The sequence below is a fragment of the Pseudomonas fluorescens genome (genome assembly GCF_001902145.1).
GTDB lineage: Bacteria > Pseudomonadota > Gammaproteobacteria > Pseudomonadales > Pseudomonadaceae > Aquipseudomonas > Aquipseudomonas fluorescens_BV.
The window spans coordinates 664,613-677,705 of the sequence record NZ_MRST01000025.1 but is presented as its reverse complement, the minus strand read 5'-3'; the positions used below and the strand labels follow the sequence as shown (position 1 = coordinate 677,705).

General features: G+C 61.4%; 11 protein-coding genes and 1 rRNA gene. 6 read left to right on the top strand and 6 right to left on the bottom strand.

Translation table 11 applies throughout. The features are described from left to right. The first annotated feature begins 2 nt into the window (after positions 1-2). Together rrf and mrdA are read left to right on the top strand one after the other, a co-directional pair. Positions 3-118 (top strand): 5S ribosomal RNA (gene rrf, locus BUE92_RS19460). Between the two features lie 213 nt (positions 119-331). After that, entirely contained in the window at positions 332-2,224 is a 1,893-nt protein-coding gene (gene mrdA, locus BUE92_RS19455) for a penicillin-binding protein 2 (RefSeq protein WP_073525775.1), read from the top strand. Position 2,225: 1 nt separating this feature from the next. On the opposite strand, the gene BUE92_RS19450 is transcribed toward mrdA, so the two are convergent. Continuing rightward, entirely contained in the window at positions 2,226-2,627 is a 402-nt protein-coding gene (locus BUE92_RS19450; RefSeq protein ID WP_073525774.1) for a GFA family protein, read from the bottom strand. Between the two features lie 98 nt (positions 2,628-2,725). On the opposite strand from BUE92_RS19450, the gene BUE92_RS19445 reads away from it, so the two are divergent. From BUE92_RS19445 to BUE92_RS19430, 4 genes are all read left to right on the top strand, one after another. Beyond that, positions 2,726-3,193, top strand: a complete 468-nt coding sequence (locus BUE92_RS19445; RefSeq protein WP_073525773.1) for an SRPBCC family protein — start codon at positions 2,726-2,728, stop codon at positions 3,191-3,193. A gap of 158 nt (positions 3,194-3,351) precedes the next feature. After that, on the top strand, positions 3,352-5,709 hold the full coding sequence (locus BUE92_RS19440) for a DNA polymerase II (protein WP_073525772.1): 2,358 nt from the start codon (positions 3,352-3,354) through the stop codon (positions 5,707-5,709). A gap of 49 nt (positions 5,710-5,758) precedes the next feature. Continuing rightward, a complete protein-coding gene (locus BUE92_RS19435; RefSeq protein WP_073525771.1) occupies positions 5,759-6,391 on the top strand; it encodes a glutathione S-transferase family protein in 633 nt (210 codons plus the stop codon). Positions 6,392-6,543: 152 nt separating this feature from the next. Further along, positions 6,544-7,113: a DUF4174 domain-containing protein gene (locus BUE92_RS19430; RefSeq protein ID WP_073525770.1), complete on the top strand. Its 570-nt coding sequence runs from the start codon at positions 6,544-6,546 to the stop codon at positions 7,111-7,113. Positions 7,114-7,149: 36 nt separating this feature from the next. Here BUE92_RS19430 and BUE92_RS19425 read toward each other — a convergent pair whose 3' ends face one another. Genes BUE92_RS19425 through BUE92_RS19405 form a run of 5 tightly spaced genes read right to left on the bottom strand, consistent with a single transcriptional unit; the run spans position 7,150 to position 13,085 of the window. Continuing rightward, positions 7,150-8,556, bottom strand: coding sequence for a lipid II flippase MurJ (locus BUE92_RS19425; RefSeq protein WP_073525769.1), 1,407 nt, complete (start codon positions 8,554-8,556; stop codon positions 7,150-7,152). After that, positions 8,556-9,377 (bottom strand): acyltransferase, encoded by an 822-nt coding sequence (locus BUE92_RS19420; RefSeq protein ID WP_073525768.1) that lies wholly within the window; start codon positions 9,375-9,377, stop codon positions 8,556-8,558. The genes BUE92_RS19425 and BUE92_RS19420 overlap by 1 nt, the downstream gene beginning before the upstream one ends. Continuing rightward, positions 9,374-10,777: an O-antigen ligase family protein gene (locus BUE92_RS19415; protein WP_073525767.1), complete on the bottom strand. Its 1,404-nt coding sequence runs from the start codon at positions 10,775-10,777 to the stop codon at positions 9,374-9,376. The genes BUE92_RS19420 and BUE92_RS19415 overlap by 4 nt, the downstream gene beginning before the upstream one ends. Then, positions 10,777-11,880: a glycosyltransferase family 4 protein gene (locus BUE92_RS19410; protein ID WP_073525766.1), complete on the bottom strand. Its 1,104-nt coding sequence runs from the start codon at positions 11,878-11,880 to the stop codon at positions 10,777-10,779. The genes BUE92_RS19415 and BUE92_RS19410 overlap by 1 nt, the downstream gene beginning before the upstream one ends. After that, positions 11,871-13,085 carry a glycosyltransferase family 4 protein gene (locus BUE92_RS19405; RefSeq protein ID WP_073525765.1) on the bottom strand — a complete coding sequence of 405 codons (1,215 nt, stop codon included), beginning with the start codon at positions 13,083-13,085 and terminating at the stop codon, positions 11,871-11,873. The genes BUE92_RS19410 and BUE92_RS19405 overlap by 10 nt, the downstream gene beginning before the upstream one ends. Positions 13,086-13,093 lie beyond the last annotated feature (8 nt).

The window sequence follows — 13,093 nt, the reverse complement described above, 5'->3', positions numbered from 1 at the left end:
TTCTTGACGACCATAGAGCATTGGAACCACCTGATCCCATCCCGAACTCAGCAGTGAAACGATGCATCGCCGATGGTAGTGTGGGGTTTCCCCATGTGAGAGTAGGTCATCGTCAAGATTAAATTCCGAAACCCCAATTGCGAAAGCAGTTGGGGTTTTGTTTTGGGCGCTCGAAAATTCCAGCGCTTTCAGCAACATTAAATAAGCTGCCGTTGAGGGAATTCGATACAAAGTGTTTCTGCATTTTTGCTATGGTGCAGCACATTTTCACAAGGATTGATCTTTATCCGCAGGATGCGGCGTCGACCTTTTTCAACGAGATGTTGTAGAAATGCCTGAACCGATACCTATCAAAGATCATGAAAAAGAAAACCGCCTGGTTAACAAACGCTTGTTTGCCTGCGCATTGCTGGTGATTGGGATCACGTGTGCGCTGGTAGGCCGCATGTATTTCCTGCAGGTCGTGCAGTACGACTACCACTCCACAATTTCGGAAAACAACCGGGTCCACGTACTGCCCATCACACCGACTCGCGGCTTGATCTATGACCGTAATGGCGTAGTCCTGGCCGACAACCGCCCGAGTTACAACTTGACCATCACCCGTGAGCGCACAGCCGACCTCAAGGGTGAGCTGGACGAAGTCGTCAATCTGCTGCACCTGCCTGCTGAAGACCGTGCGGTGTTTGATAAGGCGCTCAAGCAGGCCCGTCACCCGTTTGTTCCCGTCACGTTGTTCTACGAGTTGACCGAAGAGCAGATCGCCGTTTTGGCCGTCAACGAGTTCCGTCTACCTGGCGTGGACGTCGAGCCACAATTCGTTCGCCACTACCCTCTGGGCGCGCACTTTGCCCACTCCATTGGCTACGTCGGTCGTATTAACGAAAAGGAATCCAAGACCCTTGATTCGGTGGAGTACCGCGGTACCCAATCTATCGGCAAAACCGGAATCGAGCGTTTTTACGAGTCTGAACTGCATGGCCATGTCGGTTATGAAGAGGTAGAGACCAACGCACAGGGCCGTGTGCTGCGCGTGCTCAAGCACACCGATCCAATCCCTGGCAAAAATATTGTCCTGAGCCTCGACGTCAAGCTACAGGAAGCTGCCGAAGAGGCCTTGGGTGACCGTCGTGGTTCGGTGGTCGCCCTGGACCCGCAGACCGGTGAAGTACTGGCTATGGTCAGTAAGCCGAGTTTCGATCCGAACCTGTTTGTCACAGGCATTAGCTTCAAGGAGTACGCTGCGCTGCACGACTCCATTGACCGACCGCTGTTCAACCGCGTGCTACGCGGGCTCTATGCGCCGGGCTCAACCATCAAGCCGGAAGTGGCCATCGCCGGTCTCGACAGTGGCGTTGTTACTCCACAAACCCGAGTGTTCGACCCGGGTTACTATCAGTTGCCAGACTTTGACCATAAGTACCGCAACTGGAACCACAGTGGTGACGGCTGGGTGGACATGGACGCGGCCATCATGCGTTCCAACGACACTTACTTCTATGATCTGGCCCATAAACTCGGGATCGATCGCCTGCACGACTATCTGGCCGAGTTCGGCCTGGGTCAGAAAGTGTCCCTGGATATGTTCGAGGAGTCTGCCGGCTTAATGCCATCCCAAGCCTGGAAGCGTGCAACCCGACGCCAGCCGTGGTTCCCAGGTGAAACCGTGATCCTCGGCATTGGCCAAGGCTACATGCAAGTAACACCGCTGCAATTGGCCCAGGCCACTGCATTGATCGCCAACAAAGGCGTATGGAACAGACCGCACCTGGCCAAGACAATCAATGGTGTGCCACCGGTGGATGAGCACCCAATTCCCAACGTGATCCTCAAGGACCCGCGTGGCTGGGAGCAGGTCAACCATGGCATGCAATTGGTGATGCACGATCCCCGCGGTATCGCCCGAGCGGCAGCGCAAGGCGCGCAATACCGCATCGCCGGCAAGAGTGGTACCGCCCAGGTGGTGGCGATCAAGCAGGGTGAGCGCTACAACCGCAACAAGACGTTGGAGCGGCATCGCGATAACGCCTTGTTCGTCGGCTTTGCGCCGGCCGAACATCCGAAAATCGTGATTTCAGTCATGATCGAAAACGGTGAGGCCGGCGGCCGTGTAGCCGGGCCTGTGGTGCGACAAATCATGGATGCCTGGCTGCTCGACCAGGAAGGCCACCTCAAGCCGCAATATGCAGCGCCGGTCAAGGCCCCCGGCGATCCACGGGTTTGACTCAGACCTGCCACTCGTCCCAGCGCGCTACGCCGTCATAAGCCAGCCAGGGCACTTCATGGGCCGTCCAGATATGCGAGGTGGGCCTGACGCCCGGATCATCATCCAGCGTCGCCACCCGCACGATCACGTGGGGCTGATGCCCACGTTCAGCGATCAGATGTGAGCCGCAACGTGAGCAGAAATGTCTGAATTTGCCCGGCGAAGACTCAAAGGACGTCAGCAGTTCCTCACCGAGTGTCCAGCGAAAATGTTCACGCATCACCCCGGCTGTGGCGACAAACGCGGCCGCATGTGCCTTGCGGCAGCTTGCGCAGTGGCAGTGGCTGGTGGGCATGTCCAGGCTGTCCACTTGGTAGCGCACACCTTTGCACAAGCAACTTCCATTCAGTGGGTCAGTCATAACCTATGGCCAGGTAAGGAGGGGGACATCATCATCGCGCACAACTGAAGGTTGCGCATTGGTTGATGTCGCCTAGTGTTCAGTGGAGGAGGTGACTCATGCACGTATTAGATCGCATCGAACGCAAAGTGCTGCTCAACGCATCACGTAAACAGGTCTGGGAGGCACTCACGCAGGCCGAGCAATTTGGTAAGTGGTTCGGTATCGCGCTTAAAGGTAAAACCTTCGTGGCCGGAGAAACCATCGAAGCGCCGATTACCTACCCAGGCTACGAACATGTCGTGTGGAAGGCCAGGATCGAACGCATCCTGCCCCAAACGCTGTTTTCTTTCTGGTGGCATCCTTTCGCAGTAGAAGAGGGCGTCGACTACGACGAGGAAACACCTACGCTGGTGGAGTTCACTATTGAAGATCGCGCTCCAGGTATCCTGTTGCAGGTTGTCGAGTCCGGTTTTGACAAGGTGCCCGAAGCGCGGCGTCAGAAAGCCTTCAAGATGAACTCCCGTGGCTGGGACGAGCAAATGCGCAATATCGAAAATTATCTGAGCAAAACCCCACCAAGGTGATGGGGCGAGGGGGGAGATCTGTCCCCAGCCCTTTACGCTTCAAAAAATACCCTGCAACAAATTTATCAGATTGCGCGCTGCGTGTGCGTTTACCCGCCGCGTTAGCCCGGATGCCGAGTAGAATCACGCCCTGAAAGCGATTCTTGAGGTACGGTACGGTGGATTTACAGCAGGGTTTTGTCCTGACCCGGCATTGGCGCGATACCCCGGCGGGCACGGAGGTCAGCTTCTGGCTGGCCACAGACCAAGGGCCTCGGTGTATTCGCCTACCCGTGCAAACCTCGGTGGTGTTCATCCCGGAGGCCCATCGCAAGCCGCTCGATTGGCTGCTCAAGGGTGAGCGCGATCTCGAGTTGCGCCCCTTGCAGCTGTGCGACTTTCATCACCGCCCGGTCCTGGGCCTGTATGCCCGCCAGCACCGCCAGTTGATGGACATCGAGAAGCGCCTGCGCGCCGCCGGGGTCGATGTCTACGAAGGTGACGTGCGGCCGCCCGAGCGCTACATGATGGAGCGCTTTATCACCGCCCCGGTGTGGTTCGGCGGCACTGCGGATGCGAGCGGCACCTTGCTTGACGCGCAGATGAAGCCTGCCCCCGACTACCGTCCTCCCTTGAAGCTGGTGTCCCTGGACATCGAGACCACTGCCCAGGGCGATCTCTATTCCATCGCTCTTGAAGGCTGCGGCGAACGCCAGGTGTACATGCTCGGCCCGCCGAACAAAACCGACGCCGTGGATTTCAAGCTCGACTATTGCGACACCCGCGTTCAACTGCTCGAACGCCTCAACCAATGGCTGGCCACTTTTGACCCCGACGCGATCATCGGCTGGAACGTGGTGCAGTTCGACCTGCGCGTACTCCATGAACACGCCCAGCGCCTGAACGTGCCGCTGTTGCTGGGACGTGGCGGTGAAGCCATGGCCTGGCGCGAACACGGCAGCCGCAATCACTACTTTGCGGCGGCGGCGGGAAGACTGATCATCGACGGTATCGAAGCGCTGCGTTCGGCCACTTGGAGTTTTGAATCCTTCAGCCTGGAAAACGTCGCGCAAACCCTGCTCGGCGAAGGCAAGGACATCTCCACGCCGTACCAGCGCATGGACGAAATCAACCGCATGTTTGCCGAGGACAAGCCTGCCCTGGCGCGCTACAACCTCAAGGACTGCGAACTGGTCACGCGGATTTTCGAGAAAACCGAGCTGCTCAAGTTCTTGCTGGAGCGCGCCAGCGTCACCGGGTTGCCGGCCGATCGTAACGGCGGCTCGGTGGCCGCCTTCACCCACCTGTACATGCCGTTGATGCACCGCCAGGGTTTCGTCGCGCCGAACCTGGGCGACAAACCGCCCCAAGCCAGCCCCGGCGGGTTTGTCATGGACTCGCGCCCGGGCCTCTATGAATCTGTGCTGGTGCTGGACTACAAAAGCCTTTATCCATCGATCATCCGCAGCTTCCTCATCGACCCGGTGGGCTTGATCGAAGGCCTCAAGCATCCCGACGACAGCGACTCGGTGGAAGGCTTTCGCGGCGCGCGCTTCTCCCGCACCCGGCATTGCCTGCCGTCCATCGTCACGCGGGTGTCCGAAGGCCGCGAAGAGGCCAAGCGCGAGCGCAATGCGCCGTTGTCCCAGGCACTGAAGATCATCATGAACGCCTTTTACGGTGTGCTCGGCTCCAGCGGCTGCCGGTTCTTCGACACCCGGCTGGCGTCCTCGATTACCCTGCGTGGGCATCAGATCATGCGCCAGACCCGCGCACTGGTTGAGGCCCAAGGGTACGAGGTGATTTACGGTGACACCGACTCCACCTTCGTCTGGCTGGGCAGCGCGCATTCTGCGCAGGACGCCAACCGCATCGGCCTGGCGCTGGTGCAGCACGTCAACGACTGGTGGCGCGCGCACCTGAGCAACGAGTACGGCCTGCAAAGCGCCCTTGAACTGCAATACGAAACCCACTTCAGCCGCTTCCTGATGCCGACCATTCGTGGCGCCGAGGAGGGCAGCAAAAAGCGCTACGCCGGCCTGGTCGTGCGCGAAGATGGCAGCGAAGAAATGGTCTACAAAGGCCTGGAAACCGTGCGCAGCGACTGGTCGCCCCTGGCCCGGCAATTCCAGCAGGAACTCTACCAACGCATCTTCCACCGCCAACCCCATCAAGACTACATACGCGACTACGTGCGGCGTACCTTGAGCGGCGAATTCGATGAGTTGTTGATCTACCGCAAACGCCTGCGCCGGCCCTTGCACGACTACGAACGCAACGTCCCGCCTCACGTACGCGCCGCGCGCCTGGCAGACGAGTACAACGACCGCCTGGGCCGCCCGCGCCAGTATCAGCGGGGTGGCTGGATCAGCTACGTGATCAGTGTCAACGGCCCGGAACCGCTGGAAGTACGGCAGGCGCCTATCGACTACGACCACTACGTCACGCGCCAATTGCAGCCCGTGGCTGACGCAATCCTGCCGTTCGTGAATGACGATTTCGGTACCCTTGTGGGTGGGCAGATGGGGCTATTCTAGGCAATGGACCATGCTGTCCCTATCGCCTATCGCCCAGGAGGAAACGCCCATGTACACCCTTTATGGCACCGACGAATCCGGTTCTTGCATGATCGAAATCGCCCTGCAGCGCTGCGCAGTGCCGTGGCATCGCGTGGAGGCCAGTTCCTGGCAGGATGGCGAGGGCAGTGACGCGCTTGCACGTATCAATCCACTCAAGCAGATCCCCACCCTGGTCACTCCAAATGGCCAGGTACTGACCGAAAGCGCCGCGATCCTGATCCACCTGGGCCTGGAGTATCCCAAGGCCGGATTGCTGGCCGGCGATCGTACACAGATCCTGCGCGGCTTGCTGTATATCGCCGCCAACTGCTATTCGGCGATCGGTATCATCGACTACCCGCAACGCTGGTTGGGCAATGCCGATGAGGCGCAGCAAGCGCAACTGGTCAGCGGCACACGGCGCTACCTGCACCAGGCCTGGGTCGTGTTTGCCGATCAGTTTGCCGGCCAGCTGTTTACCCCGAGCAACGCGCCGAATGCACTGGGCATCATGGCGGCGGCGGTGTCGCGTTGGGACGACGCGCGCGAGGTGCTCGGCAACCTGGCGCCGGGCTTTGCACAACGCCTGGAGCGGGTAGATGCCGACCCCGTCGTGGCGCCCGTTTTCGCCCGGCATTGGCCGCAGTGGAAGGTCTCGTAACCGGAAGAAACAATGACCAGGCCACTGTCCAAGCCCTTGCGTAGCGGGCTTCCTGACCTACGCTTCTCAAGGTGGTGTAGGAATCATCCTTGAATTTGGCTGTCGCAGACATGAAACTCAAGAACCCTGCATGGAATTCAAAGGAGGTGCGCATGCTCATCCGGTCGCTGACCCTGGCTACCTTGATGGCTTTTACGGGGCCGTTGTTGGCCGCTGATGATAATCCGCTCAAGCAGGAATTGGGCAAGACGCGCCCCCTGGTGGTCGTGGAGCTTGATGCTGGAAACCCGACACTGGCAACGCTGAAGAAACAACTGGAAGAGGCTGCCACCAAGCAGTCCTTCGAAGAGCGCAGCATGGTGTTCTACACCGTAAAGTTCGGCAGCATTGGTGCCGAAGGGGAGAAGTTCGCCAAGGACCCAAAGGACAGCAAAAAGCTCACGCCGCCTGAAACCAATGCACTGATCCGTGCCCTCAAGCTCGGCGTCGGCAGCGGCACCAAAGTGATCCTGATCGGCAAGGACGGCGAGAAGAAACTCGAGAAAACCGTGCCGCCGGACAGCCTCGACCTGAAGGAATTCTTCAGCGCCATCGACCAGATGCCTCAGGCGGAGAAGGAGCTTGCCGCACCTGCGCAGCCAGAGCCTGCTCCAGCGGCTCCAGCGCCTGCGACCAAGGGTAGCAAAGCCGCTGGCAAAGCCCCCAAGCCACTGGAGGATTGAACAGGTCCCCTCCCACCGTTCTGGTGGGAACCGGCCTCAGGCTTTCCACGGCTTGAGCCAAAGCCCCAGCCCCACCAACACCAGCGCGCCGGCCAGGCTACTCAACCCCAACTGCCAGCCATCGTTGTGCAATGGGTGCAGGACCAGCGCTGCCACACCCAACAGCACCCCGCTCAAGCCCCAGTGCAACGGCCAGCCCAGTTGGCCGAGCAGTTGTTGGCGGTGCATCAGCAACAGGTTGGTCACCACAACTCCCCCCAACGCCGCCAAGGCGATCCCCGACAGGCCGAAACAATAGGGCAGCACCACCAGCAAGGCGGCGTTGACCAGGCTGCCCAGCAGTTCGCAGTTGAGCGGCAGGCGCGTGTCGCCGCTGGCATAGGCATAGCGGGCGAGCATGGCGTTCCAGGCGCCAAACACCAGTGGCGTGGCGAACCAGGCCAGCAGCGCCGGCAGTGGGCCGTCGGTGCTCTGAGCGGGCATCAGCAGATGAATCAGCGTGGGGCTGGCGCCAATCAGGCCGAAGGCCGCAGGCAGGCTCAGCAGGGTCGCTGCATCCAGGCCGCGGCGCAGCAGGGCCAAGCGCTGTTGACCTTGCTCGCCGCTCATCATGCCCAGCAGCACTTGGTTGAGGCTCATCAAGGCGATCAGTGGCAGGTTGATCAGCTTGCGTGCAAGGTTGACCCACGTAACCGCGCCTTCCCCCAGGAAACTGGCGATCAATCGTTCCAGTAGCGCCAGGCCCTGGCTGGCCACGTTGCTGGCCAACAACGGCCCGATGCGCCCCAGCAGTTCGCGGCCTGCCAGCGGGTCGCCGGTGACCTGCCATGGCCGCCAGCCGAAAGACCAGACCGGCGCCAGCAACGGCAGGCACATCAAGACACTGCCAGCAAAAAAGCTCATGGCCAGCGCTGTACTGTCGCTGGAGCTGCCACGGATAAACAGGTACAGCACCGGTGGCAGATTGAACAGTAAAGAGCCCAGGCCCGGCAGGACAAAACGTTGGCGTGCCTGCAAGGGAATACTGAACAACCCATGCATCACCAGGCCTGGCGCACAGGCGGCCAGCCAGCGCAGGTTGGCGGCGGCTTGTGCATGGGCCGCGGCGTCCAGGCCGGGGCCGATCAGGCGCACCCACAGCGGCGCGCCCAGCGCCAGTATGGCAAACAGGGCCAGGCCCACCCCCAGCAGGCGGGGGGACAGGCTGGCCAGCCAGGCTTGCTGGCGGCGCGGGTCGCGTTGCTGATAGAGGGGCAGGGCAGCCGCTGCGAGCAAGCCGGCAGCCAGGGTCATGCGCAATGCTTCGGGCAAAAACACCGCCACCAGAAACCCGTCGCTGCGACTGCCCGCGCCCCAGGCCGCCACCAGTAGCCATTCGCGGGCAAAACCGGCTACCAGTCCGGCGAGCGTCGCCAGGGTCAGCCAGAGCGTGCTGCCGAACATCAGTGAAACAGGGTGAACAGGCCCTTGCCACCCACCTTATAGTTCAGGTCATGGCAACGCTCGCCCATGATTTTGGCACCGCTTCCGCCAATGATTTTGTAGGGCGCCACGGCTTTGGCCACCACGGTATTGGCGCTGATCACTGAACCATAGCCCAGGTGCGTGCCGAAGCCGATCAACGCACGGCTACCGATCCAGACGTAGTCGTCGATGTAAGTCGGCCCGGAAATCGACCAGAACTCCGGCGCCTGCAAATCATGGCTGCCGGCGATGAGCAAAACATGCGAGGCAATCGCCACATGGTTGCCGATCACCAGCCCGGCGCGGGCGTCCACCTGGCAATGCCAACCGATGACCGAATCGTCGCCGACCACCAAATTGTGCATGCCCAGCACTTCGGTGTTACGCCACAAGCTGGAGCCCTTGCCGATCTTCGCGCCACCCAGGCGCAGCCAGGCAATGCGCACATGGTGGCTGGGGATCTTGTTGATCAAAATGTTGTAGGCCATGTCCCAGACACTGCGCCACCGGTCTTTGACGGTTGCCCAGTTTTTGCCGTAACGGGGCAGCAGCTGGGCCGCCAGGTCCTGTTTCATCCGGTGGAACAGGCGGCGCGCCACCGGGTGCTCAATCGCGGTTTCCTGGTCGATGGAGCTGATCCAGAAGCGCTTGTTGTCGCCTTCGCCCTCTTCAAATACCACGTCATTGGCCAGGCACCAGTCCAGCGCCTCTTCCAGGTCTGGCAGGCATACGCCCAGTTCACTGGCCAGCGTGGGGAGGCGGTCGCGCAAATCGGTGGAGTGAATCATCCGGTGCTTCATGGTTGGTTATCCTTTGGCGCAATAGCAGCGACAGGGGCGGTAATGGAGGGGCGCAGGCGCACCTGTTGCAGGCTCATGCCCATCAACAGCCAGAACAGCGCGATCAGTACGAAGGTGAAGCTGAAGTAGTGGTCGAAAATCCCTGTCAGCAGCGCCGCCAACACGCCGCAGATGCACCCCAGCCACAGCGCATTGTCGGCGGTGACCTTGCGCACCTGGCCCAGGGGCCGCACTTCGCGCCACCACAACACAGTGACGGTTATAAACAGCAGCATCCCTGGAATACCGACCTTGTAGATAAAGTTCAGCCACAGGTTTGAGATGCCCAACAGATTGGAGCCAGGCACGGGCGGGTCGATCTTGAAGCCGATGCCCAGGGGGAAGGTCGCCATGGCGGCGGGAAACCTGGCGTACTCGTCAAAGCGGATTTCGGTACTGGCGTTGGTGGTCGAGAAGATGGTCATCAAGCGCTCCTGCAACGGCGGATAGAACATGACCAGTGCAACGGCAAACGCCGCCCCGATACCGATGATGCGCCCGCTGTTCGGCACGCGCTTGTAGGCCAGCCAGATCAACACCAGCGCCAGGGCCACGATGGCACCGCGAGAAATACTCAGCAGCAGGCCGGCACACCCCAGCACCGCCACCGCCAGGCCCAGCGCCCGGCGCCAGCCGCTGCGGGTCCAGCCATAAAACAGCGCCAGGGGAATAAACAGCACCAGCACGCCACCGGTCAGGTTGGGGTGCACCCAGGGCGAGGCCATGCGTGTGTAGTTGGCGGAGAAAATGTCTTTCACCGCTTCCGGGTGGGCGTATTTGAGGTCGGTGAGAATATCGATCATCGACATCGCGTTGCGCGTCTTCAGGAACATGAAGATCGACAGCAACAGCATCGCCAGGTTACCCAGCAACAGGGCGACCACCACCTTGTCGCGGTCGGCGTCGGTGCGCAGCAGCAGCGGCACGATAAACAACATCGACAGGTTCATCAGCCAGCGCACCCAGTTCACCGGCCCGTTGCCTTCGGCATGGATGATCAGCATGCCCCAGATAAACGGAATGGTGCTGAACAGCATCAGCCACATCAGCGCACGTTCAGTCGGCCGCCATAGCATGAAACCACGGGTCTTGCCGATGAACGATTGCCAGAACACTCCGAGCCAGGTCAGCCCCAGTACCGCCTCGCTGACGGTGGTGCGGATACCCAGTTGCAAGGTGGTGTAGGGAATACTGGTGGCCAGTACCGCGAAAATCAGCAAGCCCCACAGGGGAAAGCGGATCAGCGTCAAGGCCACGGCTACCCCGGCCACGACCAGCATGACCTTGATTGGCGACAGGGCCAACAGCAACCCGCCGAACACCAGGCCCAGCAGCAGACTGACGAATTTTCCTGGCAGCATTAGCGATCCAATTCCTTGAGCAAAGTGTCCAGGCGCGAGCGATAGGCCGGTTCGGCAAATTGCCGGGCCCAGGCGCGGTATGTTTCGCCGTCTTGCGTGGCATCGGCGGCTGCCAGTTGTTGCATGACGTTGTGCAATTGCTCGGCGTCATGGGGTGCGAAGCGCGGGGCGTTGGGTGGCGCGATTTCATCCAGGGCACTGCCGCGTGCCACCGCTACTGGCGTGCCGACACTCAAGGCTTCCACCACCGGCAGGCCAAAGCCCTCGGCGTAGGACGGCTGCCACAGGCACGCGGCATGACGGTAGAGCGCTTGCAGTTGGCCGTCCGACAAACCGTTGCACCAGTGCAGGCCCGGCAGGTCACCAAGTGCCGCCGGCACATCGCTGGCGTGGCCCACCAGAACCAAGTCCGGCACATCAAGGTTCAGCGCTCGGCAGGCCTGCCATTGGCGCAGGAAGAACTCCATGTTCTTACGCGGCTCCCGCGTACCCACCACCAGCCAGTAACGTGCCGGCAGGTTGGCTGGCAGCGGCTCTGGCGCTGCATTCAGTTCGGGCACCAGGTTGTTCAGCACGCGGAACTTGGCCCGCGCCCAGGGGAACAGGCGCGCGGCTTCATTGCAGGAAAACTGCGAAGGGCACCACACTCGATCAGCCTGCCACACCGACCAGGCAATCGAGGCCCCGTCGATCAGGCGGTAGGCCAGGGCCTTGAGCTTGGAGCGATGGAAGTTGCGGTGGGTGAGTTGAAACAGGTCATGCAACACCAGCACATAGCGGGTGCCAGCGGGTTTGCGGCACAGTGGCAAGCCCATATTGGCCGTGGCGATATACAGGTCGATCTGCTGCTCGTGCAAAGCCCTGGGCAAGAAACCGCGTTCGAACCGCAGGCGCACTTGTGGGCGTTGCAGGCCGTCCAGCGGGCTGGCCCAGGGCGGGCAAACGGCAGTCTGGCGTTGCTGATGGTCCAGGGGCGCCTCGGTGAAGAGCACCACCTCGGTGTTGCCCCGCGCGCGCAGGGCGTCTTCCAGAGCCACGACCTGGCGGGCGATGCCCGAAGACGGCGCAACCGTGGCGGGGCGATAGTCCAGGGCTACGCGCATGGCTGAGACTCCTTGGCGGTGAGCGAGCTGCGGTAGAGGTGCTCCAGTTCATTAGCCGCCACCGCCCAGTCGTGGTATTGCCGCGCATAGTCGCGTGCGGCATCGGCCAGTCGTCCGGCCAGCGCCGGTTCGTCCAGCAGGCGCACAACGGCGTCGGCCAGGGCCTCGGCGTTTTCGCCGGCCAGGTAATGCACCTGTGGCTGCACCGCCAACCCGGAGACGCCCTGGGCCGTGCTGATCAGCGGCAAGCCGGCGGCCATCGCCTCCAGCACTTTGAGCTTGGAGCCGCCGCCATGGCGCAACGGGGCGACAAAACCGGCGCAGCGGCGTTGCAAGGCGCACAGGTCGGGAACAAAGCCCAGCCACTCGATACGCTCATCTGGCCAACGCTCGCGCCAGTGTTCGGGTAAGCCATAGCCGACCACCGCCAGGCGCGCATTCGGGCGCTGCAACCAGACCCTGGGGAAGATCTCTTCGAGCAGCCACTGCACGGCGTCCAGGTTCGGTGCATATTCGTAGTTGCCAACGAACAACAGGCGCTGGCTCTGCGCATCGGCGCTGACCTCGGCAAAGGCCCGGCTGTCCACCCCGTTGACCACCACGGTCACCGGCGTCGATGACAATGGCCGCATGGCCTGGGCGTCCGCCTCGGTCACGGCGACTACCTGGGCGGCGGCGTCGAATGCCTTGCGTTCCCATTGCCGGCAGCGCCACTGGTCGTACTGCACGAAAGGCGCGGCCCACCTGGGGAAGCGGTCGTAAGTGGCGCCGCCGAGGCTCGATTCCAGGTTGTGCTCTGTCAGTACAAATTCACGCCGTTGCTGCTGCAGGTTGCGCAGAAACGGCTGCAGGCTGTAGCTGTGTTCTACCTGAATGACGTCCCAGCTTTCGTTCAACAGTTGCGCAAACTGGGCTTGCAACGGTGCCGACAGGCCGTTGACCGTGGTCAACAGCGGCCAGGGCGCGAACAGGCCACCGAGCAGGGTCAGCGGGTGTTTCAGTGGCCGGCGCGGTACCACGATCAGGCGTTCGAGCAACGGCTCAAGGGCCGCGCGCACCGCGTCATCGGCCAGCGTTTTTGATTGCGCCAGCAGCGTGATGCGATGCCCGCGCTCACTCAAGGTGCGCAGCAAGTGGTACTGCCGCGTCTTGCCGCCGCTGGTGGTCGGCCACGGCAGGTAGGGCACAATCCAAAGGATTCTCATGTACAGCT